Source organism: Natrialba sp. PRR66, from assembly GCF_034808065.1.
Classification (GTDB): domain Archaea; phylum Halobacteriota; class Halobacteria; order Halobacteriales; family Natrialbaceae; genus Natrialba; species Natrialba aegyptia.
Window position 1 is genome coordinate 859,801 of the sequence record NZ_JAXHGN010000001.1, and the last position, 15,484, is coordinate 875,284.

Consider the following 15,484-nt stretch of genomic DNA (forward strand, 5'->3'; position numbering starts at 1 on the left):
TTCGTGGCTGCGAGGGTGAGGGCGAGAATGAGAGCGAAGGAAACCAGACTGTACGCCGGAACCGAACGCAGGCGTCGCGAGGAAACCGAACGACTATCTCGGTGCCGCCACAGACTACCGTATGGCTGGTCGCATCCACGCGATTCATATCGCGCCCGAACAGGGCGCGCCGATGGAACGAGTCGACCGTGTGATGGCCGTCGCCGACCGCGGACTCGAGGGCGACCGATACTACCGCGCCGAGGGCACGTTCGACGCCCGCGAGGGCAGCGACCTCACGCTCATCGAACGCGAAACGCTCGCAGCCGTCGAACGCGAGTACGACATCGAACTCGAACCCGGCGTTCACCGGCGGAACGTGACGACGACAGGAGTGCCGTTGAATCACTTGGTCGGCAGCCGATTCCGTGTCGGCGATGCCATCTGTGAAGGGACTGAACTCTGTGAGCCGTGTTCGTACCTCGAGCGCCACCTCGACGAAGCGGGAATCCGCGAGGCGTTGGTCCACCGTGGCGGCCTCCGGGCGCAGATTCTGGAGGGTGAATCGATCGCCGAAACCGACCGGATCGAGTACTCACTTCGCGAATCCGTGGCAGAATATGACGAATAGCCACGTTCGAGTTAGACATCCGAACATAGTCGGGACAGATCGGAACATCTTCCGGAACCAGTACAGTTTTCCCCGGCTACTCCTGAACACCCAATACGTCATATAGGGGGTCGATCATGAACGAGCCAGGGACACAATCGCTGCTAGATCAGGACACACTCGACCGGCGAGTGCGGGCCGGAAAGACGCCACAATGGGTCGCCGATCACTGGGAGACGTTTCAGTCCGGGCTGCTCGGCGAGCGAAACGATTCGCCGTTCCCCTGTTTCTTCGGCGCCGAATCCGTCAGCAACGGGGAACCGCTGTACACGACGGTACCGTCGATGAGCGACGCCGACGCGCTGTTGACGCTTCGCGATCGCATCCTCGAATACCTCGACGTGTATCGGGATCACGCCGACCGCGCCTCGCTCGTCACCTTCTTCAAACCGCCTGCGGACCCGCTCTCGGAGCGAGCGTACCACGACGCGCTCTGGCACATCCTCCAGACGCTTCACCTCCACGACCCCCACCCCTGGCCCGAAGACATCCCCACGGACCCCGACGACCAGTACTGGGAGTTCTGTCTCGGCGGCGAACCGATGTTTCCGACCTGCCGAGCCCCGTTCTACGACACGCGCAAGAGCCGCTACTGTCCGGTCGGGCTCGAAATCACGTTCCAGCCGCGCGCACTCTTCGAGGGGCTGAACGTGACTGCCGACGACGAAGCCGGACAGCGTGCACGCGACATCATCCAGGATCGGCTCGAAGACTACGACGGCGTTTGCCCGCACGCAGACCTCGGTGACTGGGGCGTCGACGGCGACCGGGAGTGGCCCCAGTACATGCTCTCCGCCGACGACGAACAGGCACCCTCGGAGTGTCCGATGACGGTGACCAGAGACCATCCCAAGCCGGCCGCGAGATTACCATGACAGAGGATCCCGATTCCGCTATCCCCGACGACGCCGCGTTGCTCCTGATCGACTTCCAACGGGGGTTCGACGACCCGTCGTGGGGCTCGCGGAACAATCCCGACGCCGAGAACCGCGCCGCCGACCTGCTCGCACACTGGCGCGAGACCGACCGGCCTGTCGTCCACGTCCGCCACGACTCGACCGAAGCGGCGTCACCGCTTCGCAGCGACCAGCCGGGGTTCGCGTTCAAACCCGAGACGGAACCGCGCGCGGACGAGCGGACATTCGTCAAATCGGTCAACGGCGCGTTCGTCGACACCGAACTCGAAACGTGGTTACGCGACCGCGAACTCGAGACGCTCGTCGTCGCCGGTCTGACCACGGACCACTGCGTCTCGACGACGACGCGGATGGCCGAGAACCGCGGGTTCGACGTGCGTCTCGTCGCCGATGCGACCGCCACCTTCGGACGGACATTCGACGCGGAAACGTTCGACGCGGAGACGATTCACCGAACCGCTCTGGCCCAGCTCGAGGGCGAGTTCGCAACAGTCGTCCGGACGGCGTCGATCGTGTCCGAGTGAGTCGGTGAGCCGGCGTTTCGGAACCGACACTGTTTCACGTTGCGGACCAGTTCTCCACTGATCGGCTATCGTCCTCACCCGAAGGAGCCGAGCGACGACTGCAGATTCCGCTCTGACTCACCCTCGGTGAACTCGTAGCCGACGAGATCCCGCATGTCCACGGCGTAGGTCGTCCCGCCGTTTTCGAGGACGAGCAGCCGCCCCTTCACGCCGACGACCGTTCCCCTCGCCATCGTCTCCTGAACCGGGCGAGCGTCGAGTTCACCGTCGGCTGCCAGTTCGTAGTCGAACGCGAACCGATCGATGACGTCGAACGGCTCGAGAACGGCCTCCCAGGCGTTCGCGTCAACCTCGGCTGCGAGTGCGTCGACCTTCGGGCCGGTTCGGACGCGGTCGACGAGTCGAGTCGCAATCTTCGCCTCGATCTCGCGGGCGATCTTTCCGTTGGGGACGGTGTGGACGTGGGCCGCGCGGTCGGCCCCCTGCTCGCGGAGGCGGGTTTCGAGTCGCCAGTGGCGGGTGACCCCGACCTTGAACGTGTCGGGGGCGAACGCGGCGATGTAGACGGCGTGGGACTCGTAACAGTCCATTTCGTCCTTCAGACAGGTGCCCGTACAGCGGGCACAGACCCAGGTGCTCGTGTGGAACTCGCAGTAGGGTGCTGACGGGCGGTCGCAGGCGATGTGCTGGCCGTCGTCGATGGTGCCGGCGCAGTGGCGCTTGCCGAGCGCGTAGGTGAGTTCGTCCCCGGGCTCGAGTTCGCGGCGCTCGACGGCGTCGCCGTTGGCGAGCAGGAGCGCGGAACCCCGGCCGCTGGGTTCGTAGCCGACCAGTTGCACGCGTGCGCGTTCGCAGCGCGAACGGATAGGCGTAGCGTTCCGGGCGAATCAGTCGTCGAGTAGTTGTTTCGAGTCGAGCCAGTTGCGGCGGTTTGGTAGCGCACCGGCAGAAGTATAATAATTTTGCCAGAGGGAAGGATTCAGCGAATTGAAACCTGTTTAATCTCCCTCTCCTTCATCATCGTCTCTGCTGACATCAGTATTCGGACGATTCTCTCGGGAGCACTACCGAGCATTTCGGTCTGCTTCTCGACGGAGTGAACGTCCCAATACACCTCATAGTGGACATGTTTATATTTATATAAAATATATAAGTTATTGAGCGAGTTCGGTGCCGGATTTACTGCGACATGAGAGACACGCACGCAGCCACGGAGGACGCGGCGGCAGATGACCGACGGACGTTTCTGCAGGCGATCGGCGCGGCCGCGACGGTGCCCGCCCTCGTGGGGACCGCGGTCGGCGACGCGAGTTCGGAATCGGACGCGCCGGAGCCGATTCGCTCCAGCGACGAAATCGTGCCGATCACACACGGGGTCGCCGTCGGTGACGTGACGGCGACGACGGCGGTCGTCTGGGCCCGCGCCGAGCGCGAGGCGACGATCCACGTCGCGTACGCGCCGATCGAGTCGGCCGACAACGCCGGCTACGAGCGAGTCGGCGTCGACGGCGAGACCGACTACACGGGTCACGTCCGCCTGACCGAACTCGCGTCCGGCACGGAGTACCGGTACTTCGTCTGGGCGATGCCCGCCACAGCCGGGCCGATGTCGAAACGGCCGCTCGACGTCGACGAACTGACGGCCGACGCGATGCCCGATGCGATCGAACACGGAACGTTCCTCACGGCACCGTCGGCGACCGAAGAACGATCCGTCACCTTTGCCTGGAGCGGCGACACGTGGGGCTACGGCGACGACCCGATCGAACCGCCGTTCCCCGGCCTGCGATCCATCGCGGAGCGCGAGCCGGACTTCTTCCTCTATCACGGAGACACCATCTACGCCGACGCGCAGACGCCAGCCGGGAAGATTACGGAGAACACGCCGCTTGACGAGGCGCTCGAGATCTACCGGGACAAGTACAAGGAGATGCGAGACCCGCCGGCGAGCGTCGCCGAGCGGACGAACCTCCGTGAACTCTTGGAGTCCACGTCGGTCTACACCGTCTGGGACGACCACGAGGTCATCAACAACTTCGCCGGGCCGATCGAACCGCTGATGCCCGAGGGGCGGCGCGCGTTCCGCGAGTACTGGCCGCTCGACCGGGACGAGGACGCCGCACCCGGCGACTCCAACCGGTTCTACGACTCGTTCCGCTGGGGGAAACACGTCGAACTGTTCCTCATCGACACCCGCCAGTACCGCGACCCAAACGTCGAACTCGACTCGAAGACGCTGCTCGGACGCGAGCAACGCGAGTGGCTGAAGGACGCGCTCGCAGACTCCGATGCGACCTGGAAGGTACTCGCCTCGCCGGCCCCGCTCGGGTACCCGTCGGACTCGTGGGCCACGCCGGCGGATCGAACCGGCTACGAGGCGGAACTCCTCGAACTCGTCGAGTTCGTCCAGACGGAGGAGATCGCGAATCTGGTCGTCGTCGCCGGCGACGTTCACAAGTCCGTCGTCGGCGCGTTCGACCCGGACGACGACGGCGAGTTCGAGTTCGTCGAGGCGGTCGCCGGGCCGCTCGGCGCGCCAAGCGGTCCCGCGGACGAACAGTACGCGCCGTTGAACCCGACGACGTTCTTCGCCAAGGGCGAGTACGCGAATTTCGGGACCGTCGAAGTGGCCGAATCCGGAGAGGCGATCACGATCGGCATCTACGACGAGTTCGGCGACGAGCAGTTCACGACGGAGGTGCAGGCGACCGATATCGATCCCGGGTTGACGCCGACAGACAGCATCGAGAGTTCGTTCGACGAGGGGACCGACGGCTGGCTCGTCTCGCAGAACGGCGGCAGCGACCGGCCGGAATACTACGAAACGGGCGGCAATCCGGGCGGCCACATCGGCGACGAGGAGAACCAGGGCGGTATCGCCTGGTACTACCAGGCGCCGTTCTCGTACCTCGGCGACCGCGAGTCCTTCTACGGCGGGACGCTCTCGTTCGACCTGCGACAGGAACAGCCCGATCAGCAGTTCGACGCTGAACCGATCGAGGGCGGGGACGTGCTGCTCGCCGGCGACGGCACGCAACTCGTCTACGAGTTCCGCGACCCCGAACAGGTACCGGGCGAGGAGTGGACCTCGTTCGAGGTTCCGCTGACTGCGTCCGTGCCCTGGATCGACCTGACGAGCCAGGAGCCCCTGGCGACCGAAGAGCGGTTCCGCGACGTGCTCGCCGATCTGACCGTGCTCCGCATCCGCGGGGAGTATCGCTCGGGAGACGACGCGAGCTACCTCGATAACGTGGTCCTCTCGAAGTGACGCCGCACTAAGCAGCGGTCCCGCCCGCCCGTCGAGCACCGACGCCGGACGGACAACACCTATCACCAATGGTGACCAAGTGGGCCCAATGACACCATCGCTCACCGGATCGCTCGAGGCGGCGACTCCCGACGCGGACGCCGGCGTCGAACTCACGTTTACCGTTCGGAACGAAGGCACAGATACAGTTACACTCCAGTTCACCGACGCCTGTAAGGCGGATTTCGCCGTCGCGGACGAGGAGACGGGCCGGGAGGTCTGGCGCTTTACCGACGGGCGCATGTTCGCCCAGCTGCTCAGCGCAGATGAACTCGAGCCAGGCGAGGCGACGACCTACGAGGCCGAATGGGAGACTCCGAAGTCGGGCGAGTTCACCGTGGTGGCCGAGTTGCGAGCGCGGGAGACGACGTGTGAGGCGCGGACTGCGCTGAGCGTGTGACGCCATCGCGCCGCGCTGCCGGTCGGCTGTGGCGACGGCTGTCGCGAACAGCGAAGTCGATAAACCGTCCCTCTTCTAAGGGTTCGACATGCAAGCGCTGGTCATCGCGGCGCACGGATCGCACCTGAATCCGGATGCCTCGAATCCGACGTACGCCCACGCGGATACCGTCCGCGAGACGGGCGCGTTCGACGAGGTCCGCGAGGCGTTCTGGAAGGAGGAACCGCACTTTCGCGAGGTGATCCGCACGCTCGAGTCCGAGGAGGTGTTCGTCGTCCCGCTGTTCATCAGCGAGGGGTACTTCACCGAGCGGATTATCCCCCGCGAACTCCGTCTCGACGAGTTCGAGCCCGAGCAGTGGGAGTCTGACGGGACGAGCGCCTCGCAGGTGACGCTCGAAGCCGAGGACGTCGGGAAGACCGTCCACTACTGCGGGCCGGTCGGTACCCACGATGCGATGACGGACGTGATCGTCCAGCGCGCCGAGAGCGTCACTGGCGACCCATCGGTGGGCGAGGGGGTCGGCCTCGCGGTCGTTGGCCACGGCACCGAGCGCAACGAGAACTCGGCCAAGGCCGTCGAGTACCACGCCGACCGCATCCGCGAGCGCGGGCGCTTCGACGAGGTCGAGGCGCTGTTCATGGACGAGGAGCCTGAAGTCGATGACGTGACCGACTTCTTTGCAACCGAGGATATCGTCGTCGTCCCGCTGTTCGTCGCCGACGGCTACCACACTCAGGAGGATATCCCCGAGGACATGGGCCTCACCGAGGATTACCGCCTCGGCTGGAACGTCCCCGCCGAGGTCGACGGCCACCGCATCTGGTACGCCGGTGCCGTCGGCACCGAGGGATTGATGGCGGACGTGATCCTCGAGCGCGCGGCCGACGCCGGGGCCGAACTCGGCGACGCGATCGAGCGCGTTCGCCAGATAACGAGTTCGGCGACCGAATCGGAATCGGACCCCGAACGGACCTCGCAGGCGGGTGACTGACGATGGTGGCGACGAGACACGTCGAGGAGCTGGTACAGCGCGTCACCGGCGACGGGGACGACAACGACATCGAATTCGACGGACTGCGGATTTCGCGCGACGAGCCGGACGGGGACGAGTTCACGTTCACCCTCGCGATCGACGGGGAGCGCGTCGACCGAGCTGGGCTGGACGCGGACGGCCTTCGGGAGATTATCGTCGGCGAGGCGGGCGAGGTGAGCGAGGGAGACGAGACCGTCGACGCGTACGTCACGAACTGGTACTACTGGCAGGAGCGGGTCGGCGGCGAGGGAACGGCCCGGCGGGCGTTCCTGCGGTGGTGTGAGGACGCGCCGCTTGCCGGCGACGACGGAGCCGCTGTTCCGGCTCGCTACGCCGCCTTACGCGACGGTATCGACCGTGAATGGGGGCAACTCTGTATCACCGCCCGCTTCGTCGACGGCGACGGACCCGACGGCGAGCGCGCCTACGACCTCTGGCACGTCGACGACGCCGACGCGGACCTCGACGACCTCGAAACCTATGACGAACCGCGTGCGGCCCGCGAGATCGCGACCTACGACGAGGACGGTCGCTACCGGCCGCTCAAGACCGCGCCGACGCTCGATACCGGCTGGGCGTTCACCGGCCTCTCCGGAACCGAACTCGTCGACGCCGTCGGCTTTTTTTACCCGGCGACGATCGCCAACTGGCACCGCGAGCGGGAGGGCACCCTCGATGTCGACCACTGGAGCGAGACCGCGTCCCGCCAAAGCGGCATCTACGAGGTCGTCTCCGAACTCCCGCGCGAGGCCGTCGACTGGATGGCCGACGCCTGTTGTGTCGACTCCCAGTGTCTGCGCCGGCGCGAGTGGGAGTACGAAGCGGGCGACGACCTCGACCCCGACGGCGGCGACGGCCCCTTCCCGTGCCGGGAACCCTGTTCGCTCGTCATCGCCGCCGCGCGCAAGTGGGCGATCGCGGAGTCCGAAACGGAGCGCACGTACGAACTCGAGTTAACCCCGAGCGAGCGCAACCAGCTCGAAGAACTGATTGACGCGGTCGCAGACGATCGAACGGACGAGATCCGCGAAGCCGACGTCAACGACGGCGCGAATCGCTACCGCGTCCGGTATCTCCGAGCGAAGCGATTCGCCGACGGTGAACTCGAGATGCGAGAACAGTAGACCGATCCGCGTGATCGGCACGGACTACGTCACGAGCAAGAACAGCGCGACGATAACGCCGACGACAACGACGCCGACGCCGAACGTCGCCACCGGACCGCCGATACTCGCCGCCGTCGTCGTGGCGAGAATCAACGCGAGCGCCCCGAGTGCGAGCACGGCAAACGTGGCCGGCTCGAGCCCGAGTTCAGCTCGGAGACGCGCAATCGATGACCGGTCCGCATCCGCGTTTCGGTTCGCGTCATCGGCATCGGCTCGCGCTGTACTCGTAAGCGACTCGTCGATCTCGACGTCAGGTGGGGTCGGTGTAACCGTAACCGTGATCGAAACGGATTCCGACCCGTAGCCGGTCAGAATTTCGAGTTCACCGCGGACGGGTTCCCGGAGCGAGTCGGCGCTGATGCTGATCGGGATGGGAGTGACGGCGTCGGACTCGATGTAGTAGTTCGGGCTGTCGAGCGTGGCGACGCGGGCGAGTGTGTCGTCGAGTCGGCAGTGGACGTGTGCCGGTGCCGCGTGGCCGTGCAGTTCGAGGACGAACGAGTCGTTCGTCTCCAGAGCCGTCGTTTCGGCGGTGAGCGTCTCGGGTTGGTTGCGGTTGACGTGAACGTGGACGGGCGTCGGTACGGAACTCGACGGGGATGAGGGAGATGATTGTGGACGCGAGGAGTCGGCGGGCTGTGTCCGATCGGTATCACTACGGGCTGACGATGCAGCTGTCGGCGACTCGGACTCGCGGGCGGAAGTGGGGTCGGAACCAGTCACGAGACGATACAGGTAGTGGTATCGGGCCAGTCTCAAGTAGTTACCGTCGATCGACTCGACTGTCTCAGGCCGGGGATTCCTCGCGCATGTCCGGCGGGAGCAGGTTTGGAATCCCGTCGTCGATGGGATAGCGCTCGCCGCAATCGGTACAGACGAGTTCACCGGAAACGACTTCGGCAGCGTCAGTATCGCCGTCAGTGTCCGCGTACGTCGCGTTTTCGAGCTCCAGTTCGTGCTTGTCGAGCGGACAGCGGAGGATATCAAGCAACGACTCTTTCATACTTCGTAGGCGTATCGCATACAGCAAAAGGCTTCGGGAACGGATGCACCGAAATGGGCAACCAGTGAACATATATACGACACTGTGTATCTCATTCCCAATGAGACAACGAGTTGCACAGAACCGAACACTATCCAGCGAGGTGATCGTGGTCGATGGGGGCCGCTGATCTCGGAGATAGTGTTGCCCAGCTGGGCCGCCTCGCGACCGATCTCGAGGCCTGTGAGTCGGTCGCGGAAGTCTATACGCGCGCCATCAGCGGTGTCGATCGCATTATCGAGTTCGATGCCGCGAGCATCTGTACCGTCGAGGACGGCACGTTCGAACCGCAGGCGGCAAACACCGCGGGATTGATCCCGGCCGAACCGCTCGCGGCCGACGCGGGTATCGCGGGGAAGACATACCGCGAGGACAGGACGTACGTCGTCGACGATCTGACGACGGCTCCGGACGCCGCACCCACGAGCGACGCGTTTCGGTCGGTGCTGTCGATTCCACTCGAGTTCGGTGGCGTCGCCCAGTTTCACGCCACGGAGCCGGCCGCGTTCTCGGAAGCCGATCGTCACCTCGGCGAACTCTTCGTCGCGACGGTCACGAACGCTCGCAACCGGGTCACCTACCAGAGCGCGCTCGAGACCGAACGGGATCAGTTCGCGGCGCTGTTCGAGAACGTTCCCGACGCCGCCTTGCAGTATCGAATCGAAGACGGCACACAGCTGGTCGATGCTATCAACTCTGCGTTCATCCGCGTCTTCGGGTACGACGCCGCAGACGCCGTCGGCGAACCGCTTACGGAACTCCTTCTCCCGGCGCGGATGACGGCGACTGAGGGGGCTGACACGACGGAAGGGACAGGAACGGAAGCGGAACCGAAACCGGAATCGGCCGATACCGCCGGTGTGCCTGGGCAGGAACGGACACAGTCACGGGCACGGGCACAGACACAGTCACGGGCACGGGCACAGACACAGATACAGATACAAACGCAAACACAAACACAGTCACACCCGACACACCTCGTCGAAACCGAACTCACCGAACGCGCCGACGTCGAGGTCGTCCGCGAAACCGCCGACGGGCCACGACCGTTCTTGCTTCGAAACATCCCCGTCGCAACCACCGACGGCACGACCCGCGGCTATCTGATCTACACCGACCTCACCGAACTCAAACTGCGCGAGCGCGAACTCCAGCGCAAGAACGAACGCCTCGACCAGTTCGCGAGTATCGTCAGCCACGACCTCCGAAACCCGCTCGGCGTCGCCGACGGCTATCTCGAACTCGCACTCCAGAAAGCCCGGGAGAGCCAAACGGACGAGGCCGCTCCAACGGCAACGGCTGAACTCGAGGAAATCCAGCGTGCACACGACCGCATGAAGCGGCTGATCGAGGACGTGCTGACGATGGCCCGCGGCAAGCGCGTCGAGGACCCACCGCCAGTCGATATCGACACGATCGCCACAACCGCTTGGAACAACGTCGACACCGACACGGCCTCGCTCGAGGCCACGAGCGACACCCAACTCGCAGCCGACCGCGGCCGCCTCCTCCAACTATTCGAGAACCTCTTTCGGAACGCGATCGAACACGCCGGCCCAGCGGTCAGCGTGCGCGTCGATTCCCTCCCGAACGGCTTCGCCGTCGAGGACGACGGCCCCGGCATTCCGCCGGGCGAACGCGACTCGGTCCTCGAGCCCGGCCAGTCCAGTACGGCCGACAATACCGGCCTCGGCCTCGCAATCGTCGCACAGATCGCCGCGGAACACGGCTGGACTCTCGACCTCTCGTCGGCAGCGAATACTGCCGATACCGCGACGCCCGGCGCACGATTCGAGTTCAGCGAAGCGTCCAGTCCGCTCGAACGGCCGAGCGAACTCGACCGCGAACGGGGTTCCGGAGCGGTGTTTGGAAGCGAGTCGACTGCCGGTTTGGTCGATGAATTGGAAACGCGCTCTCGATTCGAACTCGAATCCGAACCCAACTCCGGATCCGGGTCCGAGTCCGAGTCCGATCCTGACCCCAGGTCCGAACTCGAACCCGAATCTGACTCTGATTCTGACTCTGGTTCTGAGGGGGACCCTGAACCCGGCTCCACGACCGAGCCGGAGCCGGACAGTGGTAGTCCTTCCCACCGATTGGAACCGACCGGCGAGGCCAGTGACGGGGACGGTAAGGGGGACAACGGCGGAGGCAATGACAGAGACGAAACCGAGGACGAGCACACGAACGCGGCTGGTGAGGACACACGATGAGTCGCTCCACAGGTACCGATCCCGTGACCGTTTCGATACGCGGGACAACGCTTCGAGCCAGTGATATCGCGGGAAACACCGTTTCGTTCGGTCTCGTCGGCTGGGATCGACTGGACGATCCCCACTCGTTCGACGAACCGATCGACGCCACGGCCGTCGGTCGCGTCTCCGAACTCCGATACGACCTGTTGAATATGGTCGATATCACGCGCCTGGACGAGGCCGGCGACCGACACGGCTCCACCGGCGGTGACGGCAACGGCGATGCAGCCGCCGATCACAGCCCCGACTCGACGTTCGAATCGGTCACGAAGCGGGACGACTCGTCGTTTCAGAACTCGCGGCTCTCTGTCGAGGCCGGAGACGAGGAGCTGACGCTCTCGGACGGCTCCTACGTCTGCCGGTTCGAATCGAATATCTTCGTCCGGCTCCGGTTCGATGGCCCGGCGACGCTTCGAAACCGCTCGCGCGGCCCGCTGACGATTTCGTTTCCCCACCCAACGCGAGTGACCGTGGGCTTCAAGTCACCCGTCGATTACCCGCGCGACGAGATGACGGTCGCTCCAACGCCCAACGGCGTCGCCACCGCACTCTCACACCTCTCCGCCTCGATCGAGACGACGACCGTCGACCGCGTCCACCGCAACTACCGGGGCTATCCGCCGCTGCTCTCGGTCGACGCCGATGCGGATGAAACCCGCGTTCCCGACGCGGTTCGCGACGCGACGCCCGAGACCGATCTCGAACTCGTCGTGCCGAACGAGCTAGCAGCACTCTTTACGGTGGCTCCGCTTGCGTACTATCTCAGTGCACGCGTCCGAACACCGGCCCGTACCGACCGAACCGCGACAGACGCGCCTGTTCTTCGGTCTCCACAACACGGACTGCTCCACGAGTTCAGCGATGGCCCCGCGTTCCCGACGGAGGTTCGGGCGCTCCTGCGGCGAACGTTTTTTCTCGATCTGCTGGCGTCGTGGGTCGAGCCAACTGAACTGACGGTGGTCGAATCCGAGCAGCTTCGAAGCGCCGGAATCGAATTGACGGACTGTCCGGGGAAGCCGATCGCCGAGCGCGTCCGGACGTATCTGTCCTTTTCCGACGAGACGATCGAGGAGATTCTACCGCGATGGCCTTATCGGATGACCGTCGACCCGACGTTCGAGCACGTCAACGCGCTTCCGCATCTGCTCTATGACCTCGCTGCGATCGAGCCGCCATCGACACGGGAACGGGAACAGGAACGGTGTCGGGATCGGGATCGGAATCGGAATCAGGTTCGGACTGACGAGACGGCAACCAGTGCGGACGAACTGGCTGTGCGGCGACGAATACACGGCGTGCTCGGATCGCGTTCGGCCCTGAAGACGGAGACGGGGACGGGCAGCGAGACGGAGACAAAGACGGAAGCGGACGCGACCAGGGCGGCGGCGACGGAGACGAACGTGCAGCCGAACGCGGACGCCACCGAGGCCCACCAACAGACCCGTTCCACGCCCGTCGCTGCCGCCCAGCGGACAACCTTTAGCGCCTCCCTCACAGCCTACGAGAACCGGCTCTCCGATCTCGAACAACGATCGGACGACCGCACCGTCGTCATCGTGTTCGCAACCGACCGCGTTTCAGAATCGACACGAACCGCCGTCGTCGACACCTACACCCGCCGGTCTGACGCCGTCTCGCCCCGCGTCGAACGGATTGATGAACCGTCGCGTGCTGAACTCGATGCCGTGTTCGAGACCGGAGCCGATTTCCTGCACTACATCGGCGACTGCGACGAAACGGGACGTGGACTGGCGTGTACCGACGGCACGCTGCGGCCGGACGATCTCTCCGAAAACGAGGTGGGGTTGTTCCAACTCGATGCGACAAACGCCACGACGGTTGCAACTGAACTCGTCGAGACGGGAAGCATCGCCGGTGTGGCGGGCTACAGCACGCCGGAAGCGCCGACCGAGGACAGCGGTGACGAGGAGGCTGCAATCTCGACGACGATCGGCGAACTGCTCCTGTACGGCCAGAGCCTCGCGACGGCACACACCTGTGCGACCGTCAGTTCCGGTGATGACGGTGGTGGCGGCGGTGCCGGTGGTGCCGGCGGTGACGGCGGGATCGTCGTCGGAGACGGAACGCACCGATTCGTTGCGAAGTGGCGACCGTCGGAGATTCAGACCTTACATACGTCCCCAGAAGGCACTATTGAAGGAGTTTCCGTCCCGTTCCCGGTTGATCCGGTCGGTGCCCACTGGCGGGGAAACCGGCCGGAACGAAAGCGCTTGATTCCGGCGACGATCACACACGAAATCAAACCGGACGGTCTCAACGAGTACATCTCGAACACGATCCGTCCGATATACTACGACGGACAGTTCTACTGGCCGGAAGAGCAAAAACAGTTGCTGTACCCGATCTCGTAGCCGTCGCTGTCACGGGAGCGGCTGTGACCAGAAGCAGATCGGAGACAAATCGAAGACCGTCGAGTCGCTACTCGTCGGGCGTCTCGACGATGACGGTTTCCTCCCGTCCCGGCCCGACGCCGACCGCGTAGATCGGCGTCTCGAGTTCATCGCTGACGTACTCGAGGTAGGTGCGGGCATTCTCCGGAATCGCATCGTAGCCCTCCTCGGCCACGGCCGCCCAGTCGACGTCCTCCCAACCGTCGAACGCCTTGAACGTCGCCTCGCAGCGGCCCCACTGTTCGGTGGTCGGAGGCATCGTCAGGAGTTCGTCGCCGTCATCGGAACGGGCTGCGTTCTGATGGCTCGCCGAGTCGGCGGTGTCGAACTCGTAGCTGTGGCCGACTTTCACCTCGTCCAGGCCGGCGAGCACGTCGATGTGGTTGATCGCGAGGCCGGTAAAGCCGTTCGCGCGCGCGGCGTGGCGCAACATCGGCATGTCGAGCCAGCCGACACGGCGGGGGCGACCCGTGACGGTGCCGTACTCGCCGCCCTCATCGCGGATGTAGGTTGCGAGTTCTTCCTCGTCCGCACTGGCCTCAGCGGGATCGTAGTCGGGTGTCTGGCCCTCGACGCCGCCCAGTTCGGTCGGAAGCGGGCCGGTTCCGACTCGCGACAGGTAAGCTTTGATGATGCCGATGACCTCGCCCTGGCCGACGACCGTCGGGCCGAGTCCGGTTCCGACCGTTGCCCCGCCCGCGGTCGGGTTCGAGGAGGTGACGTAGGGATAGATGCCGTGGTCGATGTCGATCGAGGTCCCCTGTGCGCCTTCGAGCATGACGCTCTCGTCAGCGTCGATGCGCTCTTGGAGGAAGGTACCGCAGTCGACGGTCATGTCCTCCTCAGCGAGGCGCTCGCCGAACTCGCGGTAGGTGTCGTAGAGATGGTCGATATCGAACGCCTCGCCGGTTTCTTTGCCGAAGACCTCCTCGGCGAGGGCTTTCTTCTGGGGGACGACGTACTCGAGTCGGTCGCGAAGTGCCTCGGGATCGAGCAGGTCACCGATGCGGACGCCGCGTCGGCCGGCCTTGTCCTCGTAGGTGGGACCGATGCCGCGCCCGGTCGTGCCGGCGGCGAGGTCGTCTTTTTCTTCCTCTTCGATCCCGTCGAGTGCGCGATGGTACGGGAGGATCACGTGGGCGCGCTCTGCGACGCGAACGTCCGGGTCCAACCCGCGCTCGCGAAGCGCATCGATCTCCTCGAACAGCGTCTCGGGGTTGACGACACAGCCGTTTCCGAGGACGCCGACCTTGCCCCGGACGGCTCCCGACGGAACGAGCGATAGCTTGTACTCTTCACCGTCGTGGACGACGGTATGTCCAGCGTTGTCGCCGCCCTGATAGCGGGCAACGACATCGGCGGTGTCGCCGTAGAGGTCGACGACGCCGCCCTTGCCTTCGTCGCCGAGTTGAGCCCCGACGATTGTGACGGTCATAACAGCGGCGGGTTCTTGCCGATCCGATAAACAGATTACGGTATCACCGGGGCGTCACCCGGAACGAGATCGCCAACATATACACGATTATGGGTGTATCTCCGATACTCGAGCGTGAGAATACACGCATCCATCCACGTTTGCAACGGCCGACAGAGGGGGTGAACTGATAGCTGCCCCGAATTCGTCCGCACACACTCGCTATCCGGCAAATAGATCATCATCATTCATGTGTGTGGATCGCAAGCGGAAGCGTTAACTACTCTCAAAAACGACCACCGAGTTGAGAGTGGACATCTCTCTCCTAGAGAGTAACTTTTAAAAGCTACAAAGACAAGTTAA

Annotated in this window: 13 protein-coding genes; 9 read left to right on the top strand and 4 right to left on the bottom strand. The window is 64.5% G+C overall.

What is annotated here, in order from left to right:
• Positions 1 to 121: 121 nt before the first annotated feature.
• The 3 genes from SM755_RS04065 (at position 122) to SM755_RS04075 (ending at position 2,090) form a co-directional block, all read left to right on the top strand.
• Positions 122 to 610 (top strand): MOSC domain-containing protein, encoded by a 489-nt coding sequence (locus SM755_RS04065; RefSeq protein WP_323171550.1) that lies wholly within the window; start codon positions 122 to 124, stop codon positions 608 to 610.
• Between the two features lie 116 nt (positions 611 to 726).
• Positions 727 to 1,524, top strand: coding sequence for a YqcI/YcgG family protein (locus tag SM755_RS04070; protein WP_323171551.1), 798 nt, complete (start codon positions 727 to 729; stop codon positions 1,522 to 1,524).
• Positions 1,521 to 2,090, top strand: coding sequence for a cysteine hydrolase family protein (locus SM755_RS04075; protein ID WP_323171552.1), 570 nt, complete (start codon positions 1,521 to 1,523; stop codon positions 2,088 to 2,090). Before SM755_RS04070 ends, SM755_RS04075 begins: the two co-directional genes overlap by 4 nt.
• Positions 2,091 to 2,164: 74 nt before the next feature.
• On the opposite strand, the gene SM755_RS04080 is transcribed toward SM755_RS04075, so the two are convergent.
• A complete protein-coding gene (locus SM755_RS04080; RefSeq protein WP_323171553.1) occupies positions 2,165 to 2,929 on the bottom strand; it encodes a DUF2797 domain-containing protein in 765 nt (254 codons plus the stop codon).
• A gap of 350 nt (positions 2,930 to 3,279) precedes the next feature.
• Between SM755_RS04080 and SM755_RS04085 the strand changes: the two genes are divergently transcribed.
• The 4 genes from SM755_RS04085 (at position 3,280) to SM755_RS04100 (ending at position 7,957) form a co-directional block, all read left to right on the top strand.
• Positions 3,280 to 5,358, top strand: a complete 2,079-nt coding sequence (locus SM755_RS04085; RefSeq protein ID WP_323171554.1) for an alkaline phosphatase D family protein — start codon at positions 3,280 to 3,282, stop codon at positions 5,356 to 5,358.
• 88 nt (positions 5,359 to 5,446) lie between these two features.
• Positions 5,447 to 5,797 carry a BsuPI-related putative proteinase inhibitor gene (locus SM755_RS04090; protein WP_323171555.1) on the top strand — a complete coding sequence of 117 codons (351 nt, stop codon included), beginning with the start codon at positions 5,447 to 5,449 and terminating at the stop codon, positions 5,795 to 5,797.
• An 88-nt stretch (positions 5,798 to 5,885) separates the two neighbouring features.
• Positions 5,886 to 6,791 carry a CbiX/SirB N-terminal domain-containing protein gene (locus SM755_RS04095; protein ID WP_006664039.1) on the top strand — a complete coding sequence of 302 codons (906 nt, stop codon included), beginning with the start codon at positions 5,886 to 5,888 and terminating at the stop codon, positions 6,789 to 6,791.
• Between the two features lie 2 nt (positions 6,792 to 6,793).
• Positions 6,794 to 7,957 (top strand): DR2241 family protein, encoded by a 1,164-nt coding sequence (locus tag SM755_RS04100; RefSeq protein WP_323171556.1) that lies wholly within the window; start codon positions 6,794 to 6,796, stop codon positions 7,955 to 7,957.
• A 24-nt stretch (positions 7,958 to 7,981) separates the two neighbouring features.
• On the opposite strand, the gene SM755_RS04105 is transcribed toward SM755_RS04100, so the two are convergent.
• Both SM755_RS04105 and SM755_RS04110 read right to left on the bottom strand, forming a co-directional pair.
• A complete protein-coding gene (locus SM755_RS04105) occupies positions 7,982 to 8,722 on the bottom strand; it encodes a hypothetical protein (protein WP_323171557.1) in 741 nt (246 codons plus the stop codon).
• A gap of 64 nt (positions 8,723 to 8,786) precedes the next feature.
• Positions 8,787 to 9,002: a methytransferase partner Trm112 gene (locus tag SM755_RS04110; RefSeq protein ID WP_006109509.1), complete on the bottom strand. Its 216-nt coding sequence runs from the start codon at positions 9,000 to 9,002 to the stop codon at positions 8,787 to 8,789.
• Between the two features lie 155 nt (positions 9,003 to 9,157).
• Between SM755_RS04110 and SM755_RS04115 the strand changes: the two genes are divergently transcribed.
• Both SM755_RS04115 and SM755_RS04120 read left to right on the top strand, forming a co-directional pair.
• Complete coding sequence (locus SM755_RS04115) at positions 9,158 to 11,254, top strand: ATP-binding protein (RefSeq protein ID WP_323171558.1); 2,097 nt, start codon at positions 9,158 to 9,160, stop codon at positions 11,252 to 11,254.
• Positions 11,251 to 13,668: a hypothetical protein gene (locus SM755_RS04120; protein WP_323171559.1), complete on the top strand. Its 2,418-nt coding sequence runs from the start codon at positions 11,251 to 11,253 to the stop codon at positions 13,666 to 13,668. The genes SM755_RS04115 and SM755_RS04120 overlap by 4 nt, the downstream gene beginning before the upstream one ends.
• A gap of 67 nt (positions 13,669 to 13,735) precedes the next feature.
• On the opposite strand, the gene SM755_RS04125 is transcribed toward SM755_RS04120, so the two are convergent.
• Complete coding sequence (locus tag SM755_RS04125) at positions 13,736 to 15,142, bottom strand: adenylosuccinate synthase (RefSeq protein WP_323171560.1); 1,407 nt, start codon at positions 15,140 to 15,142, stop codon at positions 13,736 to 13,738.
• Positions 15,143 to 15,484 lie beyond the last annotated feature (342 nt).

Bases quoted from the DNA above. Each gene is read 5' to 3' on its own strand.
- SM755_RS04065 (WP_323171550.1), top strand. From the start codon at position 122: ATGGCTGGTCGCATCCACGCGATTCATATCGCGCCCGAACAGGGCGCG.
- SM755_RS04070 (WP_323171551.1), top strand. From the start codon at position 727: ATGAACGAGCCAGGGACACAATCGCTGCTAGATCAGGACACACTCGAC.
- SM755_RS04075 (WP_323171552.1), top strand. From the start codon at position 1,521: ATGACAGAGGATCCCGATTCCGCTATCCCCGACGACGCCGCGTTGCTC.
- SM755_RS04085 (WP_323171554.1), top strand. From the start codon at position 3,280: ATGAGAGACACGCACGCAGCCACGGAGGACGCGGCGGCAGATGACCGA.
- SM755_RS04090 (WP_323171555.1), top strand. From the start codon at position 5,447: ATGACACCATCGCTCACCGGATCGCTCGAGGCGGCGACTCCCGACGCG.
- SM755_RS04095 (WP_006664039.1), top strand. From the start codon at position 5,886: ATGCAAGCGCTGGTCATCGCGGCGCACGGATCGCACCTGAATCCGGAT.
- SM755_RS04100 (WP_323171556.1), top strand. From the start codon at position 6,794: ATGGTGGCGACGAGACACGTCGAGGAGCTGGTACAGCGCGTCACCGGC.
- SM755_RS04110 (WP_006109509.1), bottom strand. From the start codon at position 9,002: ATGAAAGAGTCGTTGCTTGATATCCTCCGCTGTCCGCTCGACAAGCAC.
- SM755_RS04115 (WP_323171558.1), top strand. From the start codon at position 9,158: ATGGGGGCCGCTGATCTCGGAGATAGTGTTGCCCAGCTGGGCCGCCTC.
- SM755_RS04120 (WP_323171559.1), top strand. From the start codon at position 11,251: ATGAGTCGCTCCACAGGTACCGATCCCGTGACCGTTTCGATACGCGGG.
- SM755_RS04125 (WP_323171560.1), bottom strand. From the start codon at position 15,142: ATGACCGTCACAATCGTCGGGGCTCAACTCGGCGACGAAGGCAAGGGC.